The organism is Desulfotruncus alcoholivorax DSM 16058 (assembly GCF_000430885.1).
Taxonomy (GTDB): Bacteria; Bacillota; Desulfotomaculia; order Desulfotomaculales; family Desulfallaceae; genus Desulfotruncus; species Desulfotruncus alcoholivorax.
Genome location: NZ_AUMW01000012.1, coordinates 106,543 through 121,694, shown reverse-complemented (window position 1 = coordinate 121,694; position 15,152 = coordinate 106,543). Strand labels below are relative to the sequence as shown.

Sequence of the window (15,152 nt, the reverse complement as noted above, 5' to 3'; positions counted from 1 at the left end):
TTAATAGTATGTACATTGTAATTAAATATAATAACAACATCAAATCACAAATAGTGCAAAATGTTATAAATGTTACAGGTTATACTTAGGTTTTCTTAAAAGAACGTATTATATCATAGAATTTCTTAAAGTCAAGAAAACAAGCGCTCACACAATAGAAAAAGCTGACTTGACTTTCATGTCAAAAATGTTATAATAATATATGCTGCTTAACCCAAGCGGGTGTAGCTCAATGGTAGAGCATCAGCTTCCCAAGCTGAGGGTTGCGAGTTCGATCCTCGTCACCCGCTCCAGTAATATCAAGGCCTCCGGGGATTTACATAATCCTCCGGAGGCCTTTTTGGTGCCCATTTGGTGCCCGAGGGGGCGGCGTATCGTTATGATAATTACGTACACCAGCTCCGGTCCTGTCGGGCCGTCCTTTTGGGACAGGGCCGCACGCTGCCGGGAATTCTTTGTGGCAGTCCCTGGGGTCATGAATTCCCGGCAGCGTGCTCGCCGGCCTCTGTGGGTCCGGGTATACCCTTCCCATTTCGCTAGTTATTCTTTTGGTGGTTTTATCCTGAGTATTGCTGCTGGTCTGCTGTAAACCAGGTGGCCGCTGCTGCGGTCCCGGTTGTGTGGGGCGCTGTTGCGCCAATGAGAAATTGGTGGGCAGTTGCCTTACTGTGAAAATGTTGCTGCCCTTTAGGGAACAACTTTCGGTTTAGGCTGCGGTTAAAAAACGTCTGGTGCCTGCAAGGGATACTATCTGCGGAGTTATAAACCCGGCCAAGGCCGGCTAACTCCCCAATACATTGCAAAAAGGTTTATTTATAATTGATTCCGAAGAATATTTTAATTGCAGAAGTAAATAAAACGAAAACACAAAATTACTACCTAAAGCTCGACTTTTTTAAAGAATATTTTTTAATTCTTTTGGGGGAACTGTATGTTATACTTGTTTTGAACAGAATGCTGGGGGTATCCTTTATGAGCCTATCGGAGTATAATAATAAATTAACTTTGGATTACATATTGTCTGAAGGTGCAGAAGACCAATATTTCGATAGAAAATCAGCAAGTATCAAAATGGGTCAATTACGAATTGGGTTGGGTAAGGGAACATATTTTGCCGGAAAAGTATCGTCGCCGTCTACGTACCACAAACGGCGTTGAACGCTTGAACGAAGAGATTAAAAGTATTAACGAAGAGATTAGAAGTATTATGGAAAAAACCAGAAACTGCTTTAAATGCAAACATTATTACATAACCTGGGATGGAAGATTTCCTAACGGCTGTAGAATTTATGGCATAAAGACCAAATATAACCCCTCTGCTGAAGTTTTAAAGGCTACAGGTAAGGAGTGTTTTGGCTTTGAGGAGAAACCGGTTAAAAACAAGCATTAATTGAAATTGGCTTGCGTATTATTCCTATAATGGCATATAATTTATTAGATATTTAATTAAGGAGGCAGACAGATGGGCAAACACATAAAAACATTAAGCGGGCGGACGCTGCAGGAAAGTATGCGCAAGGGCGGTTGCGGCGAATGCCGGACCTCATGCCAGTCAGCTTGCAAGACTTCCTGTACGGTAGGCAATCAGGCTTGCGAAAACAGAAATAACAAATAAAGAACCTGATCCCTAACGGGATGAGGTCTTTTTTTTAAGGGGATGAATGGTTTGATCCATGCCTATACGTTTGACGGCACCAATATTGTTTTTGATGTTAACAGCAACCAGGTTCACGTTGTGGACGAACCGTCTTTTAATTTAATTAAAGATTATGAAACACTGGCGGTAAATGAACTCAAGGCCAAGTATGGCCCGGTTTACGGAACTGCGGTGGTGGAAGAAATATTGGAGGAAATAGCAGAATTAAAAGATAAAGGGCTGCTTTTTTCCGCCGATCCCCTGGCGGGGGGTATAACATTGCCGGAGCGTGAACCTATGGTCAAGGCGCTGTGCCTTCACCTGGCCCATGACTGTAATTTGCGCTGCCGCTACTGCTTTGCCGGGCAGGGTGACTTTGGGGGCGACCGCGGGCTAATGCCTGCGGATGTTGGGCGCAAGGCATTAGATCTTTTGCTTGCGGCATCCGGCAGCCGCAGGCATGTAGAGGTGGATTTTTTTGGCGGGGAGCCGCTGCTTAACCGCCCGGTGATGTTGGAATTGGTTGATTACGGGCAGGTTAAGGCCAGGGAAGCCGGCAAAGAAATAAAATTTACACTTACTACCAATACTTTACTGTTTGATCTTGATTTGCAGCGTTTTGTCGGAGAAAATAATCTGGCAGTGGTACTTTCCATTGACGGCCGCCCCGGTGTTCATGACCGCATGCGCCCTACCCCCGCCGGTAAAGGCAGTTATGGCCGGGTGGCGGAAAGAGTCGTACAGTTTATTAATTCACCATATGTTGGAGAACATTATGTCAGGGGGACATTTACCAGGCATAATCTGGACTTCTCCGAGGATGTGCGGCACCTGGCCGAGTTGGGTTGCCGTAAAATATCGGTGGAGCCGGTTGTGGCAGGAGCAGGCACTGATTATGCGCTGCGTGATGAAGATGTTCCGGAAATAATGCTGGAATACGAAAAGTTAACCAGGTTTATTCTAGAAAATCATCAAAATGGGAACCCGATTGACTTTTTTCACTTTAACGTTGAGCTTGAAGAAGGACCCTGCCTGGCGAAACGTTTAACTGGGTGCAGTGCCGGCCTGGAATACCTGGCTGTATCCCCGCAAGGGGATTTATATCCCTGCCACCAGTTCGTGGGGCGGGATGAATACAAGATGGGTACAGTTTTTAATGGCGCTGTTGACAAAAAAACGGCATATTTATTCGCAAAGGCACATATTTATAATAAAAACGCCTGTAAAAACTGCTGGGCTAAATTTAACTGCAGCGGCGGGTGCCATGCCAATGCCCTGGCCTTTAACAACAGCCTGCTCGAACCTTACCGGTTGGGCTGCATTCTTGCCCGTAAGCGGCTTGAATGCGCGTTGTATCTAAAGGTAATGCTGAATAAAAGCTATACTTAAGCTATATCGAATAATAGCAAGTCTTAATAGAAAATTGACAAATCATGATAACAGGGGGCGGCTTAAGCCCCCTGTTATCATGATTAATGGAAAAATTGCGGTATATGTATAACTATGGTATAATGAAGCAGTTGTGCTATAAATATGTTGCCAACTTTAGCTTGCGTGAGGAGTGGTCACTATATCTGAGGGAAATCATATAAATAGTAAATTAGTTGTTTATTTAAAAACTTTATTAAGTGGGGCAGCCCCAATAAAAGGTTCACGTCCTGTTTTAAAAATAATGCTGTTGGTGTGTATCCCGGTAATTGCGGTGTTGACTTTCTTTGGCTCAGCAAAATGTGCCGTGGTAATGGGAGACGAGGTTATTGCCGTTGCATCAAGCCGGAAAGTTGCAGAAACAGCGGTGGAGGAGTATTTCAACCACCTTGAGCTGGTTACCGGTATGCCGGTTAAGATAAGCGAGGAGATCAAGTACAGGCCCAGCTGGAATTTTTCCTCCGTGGTCGACAAAGGAGAGATACAGAAACTGCTGGCCGGTAAAATGGATGTTCAATATGGCGCCACAGGGATTTTTGTAAACGGTAAAATGGTTGTTGCCGTCAAGGACCAACAGGCCGGTCAAAAAGTGCTGGATAGTTTATTGAATGCATATAAAGGCAATGGTGATAAATCAGTTACCTTTAAACAAAAAGTGGAACTAAAACCTGCTGAAGTTAGCCCTGTAGAGCTGGCAGATGCAGATAAGGCTGTGGAGTATATCAGGTTTGGCGGCAGCGAGGCAAGAAAATATAAAATCAAAGAGGGGGATACCCTTTGGGATATCGCTTCAGCGGCCCATATTGATGTGGAGGAATTGATGCGGTCCAACCCGAACTTAAGGCCGGAAACAATGCAAATTGGCCAGGAAGTTGTTATTTCACAGACCTCTCCGCTGGTTGACGTTATCGCCACCTACACTGAAACCCGCCAGGAGGAGATGGCTTTCCGGGTGCAGGAAAAGGTTGACAGCAGTTTGTATTCTGGTGAAAAAAAATTGGTCCAGCGGGGTAAGTCCGGCCGGAGAGAAGTTGTTTATAACGTTACCACGGAAAACGGTGTTGAGATAAGTAAAAAGGTTGTTGAAGCAAAAGTGCTGCAAGCTCCTGTGCCACAAATCGTAGCCAAGGGCGAAAAGAAATTGCTTGCTTTTCGTGGTGGAAATGGCCGTTTGGCTTACCCCACAGTGGGTGCAATTGTTTCTCCCTTCGGCAAGCGCTGGGGTAGGGTACACGAAGGCGTGGATATAGCGGCTAATTATGGAAGCCCCGTGGTGGCGGCCGAGGCCGGCACCATAATGAGGGTGGGTTACTCCGGCGGTTACGGTCTGCGTATTGATATAAGCCATGGCGGAGGCGTCGTTACCAGGTATGCGCATCTTTCTTCCGCAACCGTTAAGCCGGGGCAGCGGGTTGAGCGAGGCCAATTTATCGGGCGGTCCGGCTCTTCCGGCAATTCAACGGGGCCGCACCTGCACTTTGAAGTAATAGTTGGCGGGGTGCATAAAAACCCGTCCCTGTTTATTTAATATTCATAACTACTTAGGAGTCAGAAATCAGGCGTCAGTATGAGAGAACGGTTTATCCTCTCGAAGCATTCCGAATTCTGACTACTGAATTCTGACTACTGAATACTATAAATTTATACCCGGGCGGGTCCGCAACTTCCAAGCAAAAGCTGTTTTCCTAACAGGTCATTTAATGTATAATTGTTTTGTGTATTTTGTGGATTACGGCAAGGGGGCGGACAAACTTGGCCAAGAAAAAAACAGATACTTTTTCATTTATTAATGTAGCCAAGCGCAAAAAACAGCAAAAAATTGTTTTTCTTGTGCTAACAGTTGTTTTGGGTGTGGGCTTGATTGGCTCTTCCATGTTCTGGGCCTTTGGCAGCCGGAATAACATACCAAATAATTCCAGTGAAACAACCGCTCAGCAGCAACAGCAACCTGAGGTAAGTATAGATAAACAAATAGCCGACCTGGAAAAACAAGTTAAGGAAAAGCCTGATGATTCGGATCTGCTGGGCAAGTTGGCGGCTTTATACTGGCAAAACGGCAACGGTCAGCAGGCGGTTGAAACCTACAAAAAAGCCCTGGAGATTAAACCGGGGGACGGAAAAATAAGCAAAGACCTTGCGACTACGTATTATCTAATGGGGCAGTATGACAATGCCATAAGCCAGGTTGAACAAGTGGTCAAGCAAACTCCTGCTGATGCCGAGGCGCACTATTTACTCGGGCAATTTTATGCTTACCGTGGCGATGATAAAAGAGAGGTACAAAAAGGGATCAAAGAGCTGGAAGAGTTTGTTAAGTTGCAAAAAGAAGGCCTTGATGTGGATAAAGCACGGCAAATGATTCAAGCATTAAAAGCTGAAAAATAAAAGAATTAGGTTTGGGGCCAGGGTTTCTCTGGCCTGTTTTTTGTTAGATTTTACCTCGACAGAGCGGACCTGATTAATTATATAATTAAATTACTAATCAATAAAAGGTGAAGCTATGAATTATAATCCAATACCAAATGAAGAGACGGTGTTTCATTCCAATTACAGAACTGCCAAGTTGGTTTCGGCATTGCTGGCAGTTCTTTTTACAGTTAGCGTTTTTTTACTGATTCGGGTGCCGGATGGGTTAAGAGGATATGTTTATTCTATTTTTAGAGACGTTGCCAGAGGGCAAATGCTATTAAAAACCCACGGCTGGCATCAAATTGAAGATAACCAGTTTATAATTCGCTATCGTGGCAATGAACAGGCGGCCCGTTTGGTTCAGGAAAGTTCCCTTCTTTTTTATCACCGTATCTGCAGTGATTTTTCTTATAAGCCTGAGAAAAAGATACCTATCGTTATTTATTCTTCCAAGGAAGAATTGAATGCCAGTTTTAATTGGCCTGCCAGTGAAAATGCCATGGGTGTTTACTGGGGTGGCGTGATCAGGGTGCTTGCGCCGGAAGCTTGGATTAATGCAAACGACTCTGGAACGATAAAACAAATTTTTCAGAAGGCAGGCCCCATGGCGCATGAAATGACTCACCTGATATTGGATTACGTGGCGCATGGAAATTACCCCCGCTGGTTTACCGAAGGTGTAGCCCAGTACGAAGAATATAAAATTACTGGATTTATCTTTGATGACCAGGCAGGAATTTCGGAACAAGAGTTGTATCCATTAAAAAAGATGGACCGAAATTTCGACTCATTACCTGATCAATCACTGGCTTACCGGCAATCATTGAACGCGATTCAATTTATTGTTGCGGTCTATGGTGAAAACGGTTTGCATAAGATTATAAATAGCCTGGCCCAGGGCAATAGTTTTAATGGTTCGCTCAAACAAGCCCTCGGACTGGACCTGGGACAGTTTGAAAAGGAATGGCATTACTGGCTGAAACAGGGTGAATATGATGAATATGCGGCATATTAGGGACAGGCGGGAGGAAATGTCTTAAATGGAGAAGCTTGTTATATGCGGGGGCAAGCCATTAAGTGGGAGAGTTCGCATCAGTGGGGCTAAGAACGCGGCGCTGGCTATTTTGAGCGCCTCGATCATGGCTGGCGAAGAGGTGCTGCTGGAAAACATTCCGGACATCAATGATGTACGGGTTATGCTGGATATTATCAGGTGTTTAGGTGCGGCGGTTGCCTGGGTGGATGATTCCTCTCTGAGAATAATTGCACCGGCTAAAACAGCGGCAGACCCGCCTTGCGATTTGGTAAAAAAACTAAGAGCATCGAATTTATTGCTGGGGCCTCTGCTGGCCAGGTTTGGTTGTGCCAGGGTTTCCCTTCCCGGCGGCTGCAACATTGGTATTAGGCCGATGGATCTGCATTTCAAGGGGTTGTCCTCTCTTGGGGCGGATATCAGTTTTGACGGCGGGTTTGTCCTGGGAAAAACCCGCGGCCGGCTGAAGGGCGCCCGTGTTTACCTTGATTTTCCCAGCGTGGGGGCAACAGAGAATATTATGATGGCCGCCTGTTTGGCTGAAGGACAAACAGTGCTGGAAAACGTGGCTAAAGAACCTGAAATAGTGGACCTGGCAAATTTCCTTAACTGCCTGGGGGCCAAGGTGCGCGGCGCCGGTACTGATATAATTAAAATTGAAGGGGTAAAGGAACTTGGGGGATGTGTCCGTTACGCTGTCATTCCTGATCGGATAGAAGCCGGCACATTCATGGTTGCGGCTGCTGCCACCCGGGGCCACCTGGTACTTGAAAACATCATCCCTCCTCATGTTGAACCTATCTGTGCTAAACTGCGTGAGGCCGGGATTTATGTGGCAGAGGAAGGAGACAACCTGGTGGTTAAAGGCAATGGCAAATTGCATCCTGTTGATATAAAAACATTACCTTATCCCGGATTTCCCACGGATATGCAGTCACAAATGATGGCGTTTCTTTCAATTGTTGAGGGTACCAGTGTGATTATTGAGAATATATTTGAGAACCGTTTCCAGATTGCCGACGAACTTAAAAGGATGGGTGCCCGGATCAAAGTGGAGGGCCGCATGGCCGTAATTGAAGGGGTCAAGGGATTGCAAGGAACCAGTGTCAGGGCCACTGACCTGCGGGCCGGTGCGTCACTGGTGATAGCCGGCTTAATTGCCCGGGGGAAAACAATTATCTCCAATGCTTATTTTATTGACCGGGGGTATGACCGCCTGGAAGAAAAGCTAACAAGGTTGGGAGTTCAGGTTGAAAGATTATAAGCGGCAGTGATTAGATTTAACATAACACCTGTGGAGTTGATTAAATTATTCCAGGGGTGTTATTTTATTTAGGTGAGATTTTTTTGGAAGGTGGAAAATGCTGAAGATAACCGTGCTTGCTGTTGGGAAATTAAAAGAAAAACACTGGCGGGAAGCCGTTGGGGAATATGCAAAGCGACTGCGGTCATACTGCCGTCTGGAATTGAAAGAAACGCCCGGCGAGGGCTTTGCTGAAGGTTTATCAATAACAGAAGAGGACAACATCAAAGTTAGGGAATGGCAGCGGATGGCCAGGCAGGTTCGGGGCGGCTCATATGTCATAGCCCTGGATGTGCAGGGTGAACAGGTATCTTCAGAAGGCCTGGCTGCCCGTATGGAAAAACTGGCCCTTGACGGGCAAAGCGATATTACATTTCTCATCGGAGGTACTTTGGGCCTGCCGGGTGAAGCATTGCAGCGGGCAGATTGGCGGTTGTCATTCTCCCAAATGACCTTTCCACACCAGCTTATGCGAGTAATTTTGCTTGAACAGATTTACCGTGCTTTCAGAATATTGAGAAATGAGCCGTACCACAAGTAATGTCACGATAACAAGGTAATATGCTACATTGTGCAAGCAAAAATTTTAGGAAATATTGTTTTGTGCCGGTTTCTCCTGTAGAATAAAAAATAATTATTTTATAGATTTTTGGGCAATATATGGAAAAACGAGGAAAGGAGACACACCTTTTCTTGGGGGCCGGGACTTTAGGGCCAAAGGTGGTCCCCAATATAAACCAAATATAAAGAGGGAGCATTTTGTAATGACAACTGCAAAAACAGGTAATTTTATTCATAATATTATTGAAGAACATCTGCGAAGCAAGAAATATGACCGTGTTCATACCAGGTTTCCACCCGAGCCGAACGGGTACTTACATATTGGACACGCTAAATCTATATGCTTAAACTTCGGAACAGCGTTACTTTATGGTGGCCTGTGTAACCTGAGATTTGACGATACAAACCCGAGCAAAGAAGAAGTGGAATACGTGGATTCCATTAAAGAAGACGTAAGGTGGCTTGGCTTCGACTGGGGCGACCGGTTGTTTTACGCATCCGATTATTTTGAACGTCTTTATGAATATGCAGTTCAGCTGATTAAAGCCGGCAAGGCCTACGTTTGTGATTTAAGCCCGGATGAAATCAGACTGTACCGGGGCACTTTGACTCAGCCCGGGAAGGAAAGCCCATACCGCAGCCGTTCGGTGGAAGAAAACCTGGATCTGTTTGAAAGAATGCGGGCCGGTGAGTTTGCAGACGGCAGCAAAGTATTGCGGGCTAAAATTGATATGGCATCGCCCAATTTGAATTTGCGCGACCCCGTTATTTACCGTATTATGCGGGCTACGCACCATCGCACAGGCGATAAATGGTGCATCTACCCGATGTATGACTACGCTCACCCGCTTTCCGACGCCATTGAGGGGATTACCCATTCCATTTGCACCTGTGAATTTGAGGACCACCGGCCCCTTTATGACTGGGTGCTGGAGGCGGTTAATATAAAGAATCCTCCTCAGCAAATTGAATTTGCCAGGTTGAATTTAAGCCATACCGTAATGAGTAAAAGAAAGCTGAGGCATCTGGTTGAGAAAGGGTATGTCAGCGGGTGGGACGACCCCAGGATGCCAACCATATCCGGCCTGCGTCGGCGCGGCTATACGCCCGAGTCGATACGTGATTTCTGCGAGCGCATTGGGGTGGCTAAAGCAAACAGCGTCGTGGATATAGCTTACCTGGAGCACTGCATCAGGGAGGATTTAAACCTACGGGCCCCGCGGGTCATGGCCGTATTGCGCCCGCTTAAAGTAATTATTGACAATTACCCCGGGGACCGGGTGGAAATGCTGGATGCCCAAAATAATCCCGAAAACCCGGATATGGGGACACGCCGGGTTCCCTTCTCCCGCGTAATTTATATTGAGCGGGACGACTTTATGGAAGACCCGCCGAAAAAGTTCTTCCGCCTCTCACCCGGCAAGGAAGTCCGCCTAAAGCATGCTTATATCATTAAGTGCGAGCGGGTGGTCAAGGATGAACAAACAGGTGCAATTATTGAGCTGCACTGCACCTATGACCCGGAAACACGCAGTGGTTCTTCCGCAGATTCGCGCAAGGTAAAGGGGACGCTGCACTGGGTTTCGGCGGAACATGCAATCAAGGCGGAAGTTCGTTTGTATGACCACTTATTCTTGAAAGATAACCCGGAAGAAGACGAAGATTTTACCAGCAATTTAAATCCAAATTCGCTGGAAGTTCTAAATGAGTGTTATGTTGAGCCTGAATTTGCCGGGGCCAAGCCCGGAACCCGTTTCCAGTTTCTCAGGCAGGGTTATTTCTGTGTTGATAGGGATTCTTCAGAAAGTGGATTGGTTTTTAACCGAATCGTATCGTTAAAGGATTCATGGGCTAAAATTGCAGGAAAGAATGCGGGCTCATAATCCCGGCCCTTTCGTTGTGAAAGGGTTTTTTTATTTGTAAAAACGTTACATTTGGTGTGGCTGGTATGAAAAATTAAAAATCATGGAAATATATACTGAAATTGAATCAAACGGTGGTGTTGAGTATGGAAAAAATATTACGGGTCAATATGTCGGATTTAACTGTTAAGGAAGAGAAAGTACCGGAGGCATATAAGGACCTGGGTGGGCGCGGGTTGACCTCGCGCATTTTGTTGGACGAAGTCGATGCGACCTGCCATCCTTTGGGCGAAGGCAACAAGCTAATTATCGCTCCCGGAATTCTATCCGGCACAAAGTGCCCCAATTCCGGCAGGCTTTCTTTTGGCGCTAAAAGCCCGCTCACCGGCGGCATTAAGGAAGCAAACGCAGGCACACCGCTGGCCCACAAGCTGGCCAGCCTCGGCTACAAGTCCATAATTGTGGAAGGAATGCCAAAAGGTGATGAGTATCACCTGCTGCATATTTCCGATGCGGGCGCCAGGTTGGAGCCTGCGGGGGAATTTGCCGGCCTTGGCACTTATGAGTTTAATAGCAGGATACGAGGCCGCTATCATGAGAAAGTTTATTGTATTTGTACCGGCCCGGCCGGCGAACGCAAAATGGCCAACGCGGGTATTTCCTGCAACGACCCCGAAGGAGGACCTGGCAGGTTTGCCGGTCGCGGTGGCCTGGGAGCCGTGATGGGCTCTAAAAAGCTCAAAGCTGTCGTTGTAGACACGGGTAAAACCTTTGATGCGCCGGTTGCCGATAAAGAGAAATACAGTGAGGCGTCCAAAAAGTTTGCCAAAATTCTTCGCGAGCACCCCGTCAGCGGTGAAGGGCTGCCGTTGTACGGCACCAACGTGCTGATGAATATTATTAACGAGGCCGGCGCCCTGCCCACCAGGAACTTCCGCTACGGGCGCTTTGAGGGCGCCGGCAAGATCAGCGGCGAGGAATTGTCGGCCCGCGCCAAGGCCAGGGGTGGTGTGGGGACGCCAACGCATAACTGTCATCCTGGCTGCGTCATTCGCTGCTCCAATATTTACCCCGATGAAAACGGCGAAGCTCTTTGTTCACCCATTGAATACGAGACAGCCTGGGCTTTGGGCGCAAACCTGGAGATTGACGATCTTGATGTGGTGGCCAAGCTAAACCGGATCTGCAATGATCTCGGGCTTGACACCATTGAAGCGGGGGGCGCGCTGGGAGTAGCCATGGAGGCGGGCATCATCCCGTTTGGTGACGGCCGGGCGGCGATCAATCTGCTGGAGGAAGTGGGCAGAGATACGCCACTGGGCCATATTATCGGCCAGGGCGCCGATACCGTTGGCAAAACCTACGGCGTCACCAGGGTGGCCACCGTTAAGGGCCAGCACCTGCCGGCCTACGACCCCCGTGCGGTTAAAGGGATAGGCGCGACATACGCCATGACCACCATGGGCGCCGATCATACCGCCGGATATGCCGTAACCATGAACGTATTAAAAACCGGCGGCTACGTTGACCCGCTCAAAGCTGAAGGCCAGGTGGAGCTTTCAGTTAACCTGCAGGTTGCCACTGCGGCGCTGGACAGCATGGGCCTTTGCATATTTGTTGCCTTTGCCCTGCTGGACAACCCTGACGGGTGGCCGACGGTGCTTGATATTTGGAATGCCAAGAACGGTGATAACCATTCCATGGAGGACATAATGGAGATGGGTCGCCAGGTGCTGCGCGTTGAGAGAGAATTCAACCGGCGCGCCGGCTTCACCCCGGCCCACGACAGGCTGCCCGAATTTTTCCGCAAGGAGCCGCTGCCGCCCCATAACACGGTTTTCGATATTCCACCGGAAGAAATGGATCGTATGAACGAGCAATTCAATATGCTGGGTTAAAACTAAAAAACGGCTCTGGCGTGACCGGCCTGTTAAAAATAAATATTGAAGGAAGCGGGATATAAAGCGAGAATACTAGTACTACAGCGAAAATAAGCAATATTCGCTGTAGTACTGACGGATGCTTTATTAGTCCATATGCAAAGGGAGAGATAGCAAATGGCAACAGACAAGTGCAGTTCGTGCAATCAAAAATCAGAAGGTTGTTCCCCTGATAAATGCGGGGTTGAAACACTGCCGGTAAATGCAAAAAGCAAAATTAAAAAGGTTATAGCGATTATGAGCGGCAAAGGCGGGGTGGGCAAATCAGCCGTCACGGGCCTGGCGGCGATCAGTTTAAGCCGTGCCGGCTATAAAGTGGGGATTATGGATGCTGATATAACCGGTCCCAGCATTCCCAAGATGTTTGGTATTAGCGGTAAGCGCCCGGACCGGGACGAAGAAATGCTGTACCCCGTCACTACCGGCGGTGGCATCAAAGTTATGTCGATAAACCTGTTGCTGGAAAGAGAAGATCAGCCGGTTATCTGGCGTGGGCCAATTATTGCGGGGGTGGTAAAACAATTCTGGACCGAAGTGGCCTGGGGTGAGCTCGATTATCTGATGGTGGACATGCCCCCGGGAACGGGTGATGTTCCGCTTACCGTAATGCAATCCCTGCCGCTAAACGGCGTTATAATTGTCACCTCGCCGCAGGAATTGGCCAATATGGTGGTTAGAAAAGCTGTTCACATGGCCGGTAAAATGAATGTGCCTGTTTACGGCTTTGTTGAGAATATGAGTTATTTGCGCTGCCCGGACTGCGGTAAAGAGATCAATATTTTTGGTGAGAGCCATGCCGGCGCGCTGGCTGCCGGTATGGGTTTGCGCCTGTTGGAAAGGCTGCCGGTTGACCCTGTGCTGGCCGAATTATGCGATGCCGGGCGGGTGGAGCAATACGAGCCGGCTGTTTTTAAGGGCCTTGATCAAATTATTAACAATTGAACCGGGCATCTGTTTGGCTGAAGTAACCACAAGATGAGATTGCTTCGCTACGCTCGCAATGACAGCTAACTATTGTATCATAGGGGACATACCTCCGGCGACCCCATTGAGGGGGTGTGTCCCCTTTCCTCTTAGAATACTTAAACAATGCCAGCTATCACCTGTGGACTGTTTCGGGCCAATTGGTTAAAATAAATAAGACAAGCTTTGTAACAGTCCTAATTTTTTTGTGCCAAATCCCACAAAAAATAATAATACGGGAAGGAATAATGCGAATTGTAACGAATAGCATACGTATACGGAAAAGGAGAGCGATGGTTCTTAGCCCGGGACAACGGTTTTAAAGGCGAGTAACGGTGCTGAGTTTTTCGTGTCCTTGTGGCCTGTACCTTACAGCATGTAATCTAATTGACTCACAAGTTGGTTGCATGATCAATCATGGTACAGCTGTGGGTGCGGAATTACAACGGGGTTGATTAACTGACTCCGGATGTATATCAATATGATTTTTTAAGAGCCATTAAATTTCGGAAGGGGGTGGAGTTAGGTAAACTACCCGTTAACGGAAATCTTTGGTCTATAACTTGTACTTAACCAAAGGAGGTATTGCAGTTGGCTTTATTTGAACCTAAGAACGAACAAAAGGAAATAAAATACGCCGAAATGCGTATTTACTCCGACGAAGAACTGAACAATTATACAGAAGAAGAACTGAAAAACTTCAAAATTAAACATGATATTCCCGACCTGGAAGAACTGGAAAAAGGCCCGTGGCCCAGCTTTGTGTCCGATGCCAAACAGGGTGCCCTGCACCGGCGGAAACTTGCCGATGACAGGATGTTGATTGATCGTGACGTTATTGAAGATATGCTTGGCCAGCTCCAGGTATCTTTTGACGATGGTGAAACTCACTGGAAACACGGCGGTATCGTCGGTGTGTTCGGTTATGGCGGCGGCGTTATCGGTCGTTATTCCGACCTGCCGGAAAAATATCCTTCCATTGCCCACTTCCACACCGTTCGCGTCAACCAGCCGGCCAGTAAGTTTTATAACTCGGATTTCCTGAGGACCGTCTGCGACATGTGGGAATACAGGGGCAGCGGTATGATGAACCTGCACGGCTCCACCGGTGACCTGGTATTACTGGGAACCACAACCGAACAGTTGGAACCTATTTTCTTTGAACTAACCCATGAACTCGGTCAGGATATCGGGGGGTCCGGCTCCAACCTGCGTACACCTTCCTGCTGTATCGGTAAGGCACGCTGCGAATTTGCCTGCTATGATACCCAGGACCTGTGCTATGAATTGACCCAATACTACCAGGATGAGCTGCACCGCCCGGCTTTCCCCTACAAGTTCAAGTTTAAATTCGATGGTTGCCCCAACGGCTGCGTTGCTTCCATCGCCCGTTCCGATATGTCCTTCATCGGAACCTGGAGAGACGATATTCGTATCGACCAGGATGCAGTAAAAGGTTACATTGCCGGTGACTTTATTCCCAACGCCGGCGCCCATGCCGGAAGAGACTGGGGTAAATTCGATCTGCAGAAAGAAGTTCTCGATCTGTGCCCCTCCAAGTGCATGAAATATGAAGACGGCGTACTGACGATCGACAACGCCGAGTGTGTTCGCTGCATGCACTGCATCAACACCATGCCCAGGGCTTTAAAACCCGGTACGGATACCGGTGTCAGCATTCTGTTGGGAGCAAAAGCGCCCATTCTGGAAGGCGCCCAAATGGCCACTTTGATTGTTCCTTTCATGAAAGCAGAAGCCCCGTACGACAATATCAAAGAATTTATTGAAAAAGTATGGGAATTCTGGATGGAAGAAGGCAAGAACCGCGAACGTCTGGGCGAACTGATGCAGCGCTTTGGCCTGCCCAAGTTCCTGGAAATCATGGAACTGCCGCCTGCGCCGCATATGGTCAAGACCCCGCGTGAAAACCCGTACGTATTGTGGAAAGAAGAAGACGTACCCGGCGGTTGGACACGTGATATTAAAGAATATCGGACCAGACATAAGAGATAAGGGA

The 15,152-nt window shown here is 47.6% G+C and carries 12 protein-coding genes and 1 tRNA gene; all 13 read left to right on the top strand.

Annotated features, from left to right (window positions below):
* The first annotated feature begins 218 nt into the window (after positions 1–218).
* A tRNA-Gly gene (locus H569_RS0107230) sits at positions 219–293 on the top strand.
* A gap of 914 nt (positions 294–1,207) precedes the next feature.
* Entirely contained in the window at positions 1,208–1,390 is a 183-nt protein-coding gene (locus H569_RS0107215) for a hypothetical protein (protein ID WP_027364452.1), read from the top strand.
* Positions 1,391–1,462: 72 nt separating this feature from the next.
* The gene (gene scfA, locus H569_RS21710) at positions 1,463–1,615 is read left to right on the top strand and encodes a six-cysteine ranthipeptide SCIFF (protein ID WP_081410915.1); all 153 of its coding nucleotides are present in this window, start codon (positions 1,463–1,465) and stop codon (positions 1,613–1,615) included.
* A 51-nt stretch (positions 1,616–1,666) separates the two neighbouring features.
* Positions 1,667–3,025: a thioether cross-link-forming SCIFF peptide maturase gene (gene scfB, locus H569_RS0107205; protein WP_027364451.1), complete on the top strand. Its 1,359-nt coding sequence runs from the start codon at positions 1,667–1,669 to the stop codon at positions 3,023–3,025.
* A gap of 283 nt (positions 3,026–3,308) precedes the next feature.
* Complete coding sequence (locus H569_RS0107200; protein WP_157833479.1) at positions 3,309–4,592, top strand: peptidoglycan DD-metalloendopeptidase family protein; 1,284 nt, start codon at positions 3,309–3,311, stop codon at positions 4,590–4,592.
* A gap of 224 nt (positions 4,593–4,816) precedes the next feature.
* The gene (locus H569_RS0107195; protein WP_027364449.1) at positions 4,817–5,449 is read left to right on the top strand and encodes a tetratricopeptide repeat protein; all 633 of its coding nucleotides are present in this window, start codon (positions 4,817–4,819) and stop codon (positions 5,447–5,449) included.
* 115 nt (positions 5,450–5,564) lie between these two features.
* Positions 5,565–6,488, top strand: a complete 924-nt coding sequence (locus H569_RS19545) for a peptidase MA family metallohydrolase (RefSeq protein WP_051273398.1) — start codon at positions 5,565–5,567, stop codon at positions 6,486–6,488.
* Between the two features lie 25 nt (positions 6,489–6,513).
* Positions 6,514–7,770 carry a UDP-N-acetylglucosamine 1-carboxyvinyltransferase gene (murA, locus tag H569_RS0107185; RefSeq protein WP_027364448.1) on the top strand — a complete coding sequence of 419 codons (1,257 nt, stop codon included), beginning with the start codon at positions 6,514–6,516 and terminating at the stop codon, positions 7,768–7,770.
* Positions 7,771–7,867: 97 nt separating this feature from the next.
* Positions 7,868–8,350 carry a 23S rRNA (pseudouridine(1915)-N(3))-methyltransferase RlmH gene (gene rlmH, locus H569_RS0107180; RefSeq protein WP_456072954.1) on the top strand — a complete coding sequence of 161 codons (483 nt, stop codon included), beginning with the start codon at positions 7,868–7,870 and terminating at the stop codon, positions 8,348–8,350.
* A 223-nt stretch (positions 8,351–8,573) separates the two neighbouring features.
* On the top strand, positions 8,574–10,253 hold the full coding sequence (locus H569_RS0107175; protein ID WP_027364446.1) for a glutamine--tRNA ligase/YqeY domain fusion protein: 1,680 nt from the start codon (positions 8,574–8,576) through the stop codon (positions 10,251–10,253).
* A 125-nt stretch (positions 10,254–10,378) separates the two neighbouring features.
* On the top strand, positions 10,379–12,130 hold the full coding sequence (locus H569_RS0107170; protein ID WP_027364445.1) for an aldehyde ferredoxin oxidoreductase family protein: 1,752 nt from the start codon (positions 10,379–10,381) through the stop codon (positions 12,128–12,130).
* Positions 12,131–12,289: 159 nt separating this feature from the next.
* Positions 12,290–13,114 (top strand): Mrp/NBP35 family ATP-binding protein, encoded by an 825-nt coding sequence (locus H569_RS0107165; protein WP_027364444.1) that lies wholly within the window; start codon positions 12,290–12,292, stop codon positions 13,112–13,114.
* A gap of 663 nt (positions 13,115–13,777) precedes the next feature.
* Positions 13,778–15,148 carry a dissimilatory-type sulfite reductase subunit alpha gene (dsrA, locus tag H569_RS0107160; protein ID WP_114679267.1) on the top strand — a complete coding sequence of 457 codons (1,371 nt, stop codon included), beginning with the start codon at positions 13,778–13,780 and terminating at the stop codon, positions 15,146–15,148.
* The last annotated feature ends 4 nt before the right edge of the window (positions 15,149–15,152 follow it).

What these genes read in the sequence shown, in the direction of transcription:
- H569_RS0107200 (WP_157833479.1), top strand. Translation starts at nt 3,309, where the DNA reads ATGCTGTTGGTGTGTATCCCGGTAATTGCGGTGTTGACTTTCTTTGGC.
- dsrA (WP_114679267.1), top strand. Translation starts at nt 13,778, where the DNA reads ATGCGTATTTACTCCGACGAAGAACTGAACAATTATACAGAAGAAGAA.
- murA (WP_027364448.1), top strand. Translation starts at nt 6,514, where the DNA reads ATGGAGAAGCTTGTTATATGCGGGGGCAAGCCATTAAGTGGGAGAGTT.
- rlmH (WP_456072954.1), top strand. Translation starts at nt 7,868, where the DNA reads ATGCTGAAGATAACCGTGCTTGCTGTTGGGAAATTAAAAGAAAAACAC.
- H569_RS19545 (WP_051273398.1), top strand. Translation starts at nt 5,565, where the DNA reads ATGAATTATAATCCAATACCAAATGAAGAGACGGTGTTTCATTCCAAT.
- H569_RS0107170 (WP_027364445.1), top strand. Translation starts at nt 10,379, where the DNA reads ATGGAAAAAATATTACGGGTCAATATGTCGGATTTAACTGTTAAGGAA.
- H569_RS0107215 (WP_027364452.1), top strand. Translation starts at nt 1,208, where the DNA reads ATGGAAAAAACCAGAAACTGCTTTAAATGCAAACATTATTACATAACC.
- scfA (WP_081410915.1), top strand. Translation starts at nt 1,463, where the DNA reads ATGGGCAAACACATAAAAACATTAAGCGGGCGGACGCTGCAGGAAAGT.
- H569_RS0107165 (WP_027364444.1), top strand. Translation starts at nt 12,290, where the DNA reads ATGGCAACAGACAAGTGCAGTTCGTGCAATCAAAAATCAGAAGGTTGT.
- H569_RS0107175 (WP_027364446.1), top strand. Translation starts at nt 8,574, where the DNA reads ATGACAACTGCAAAAACAGGTAATTTTATTCATAATATTATTGAAGAA.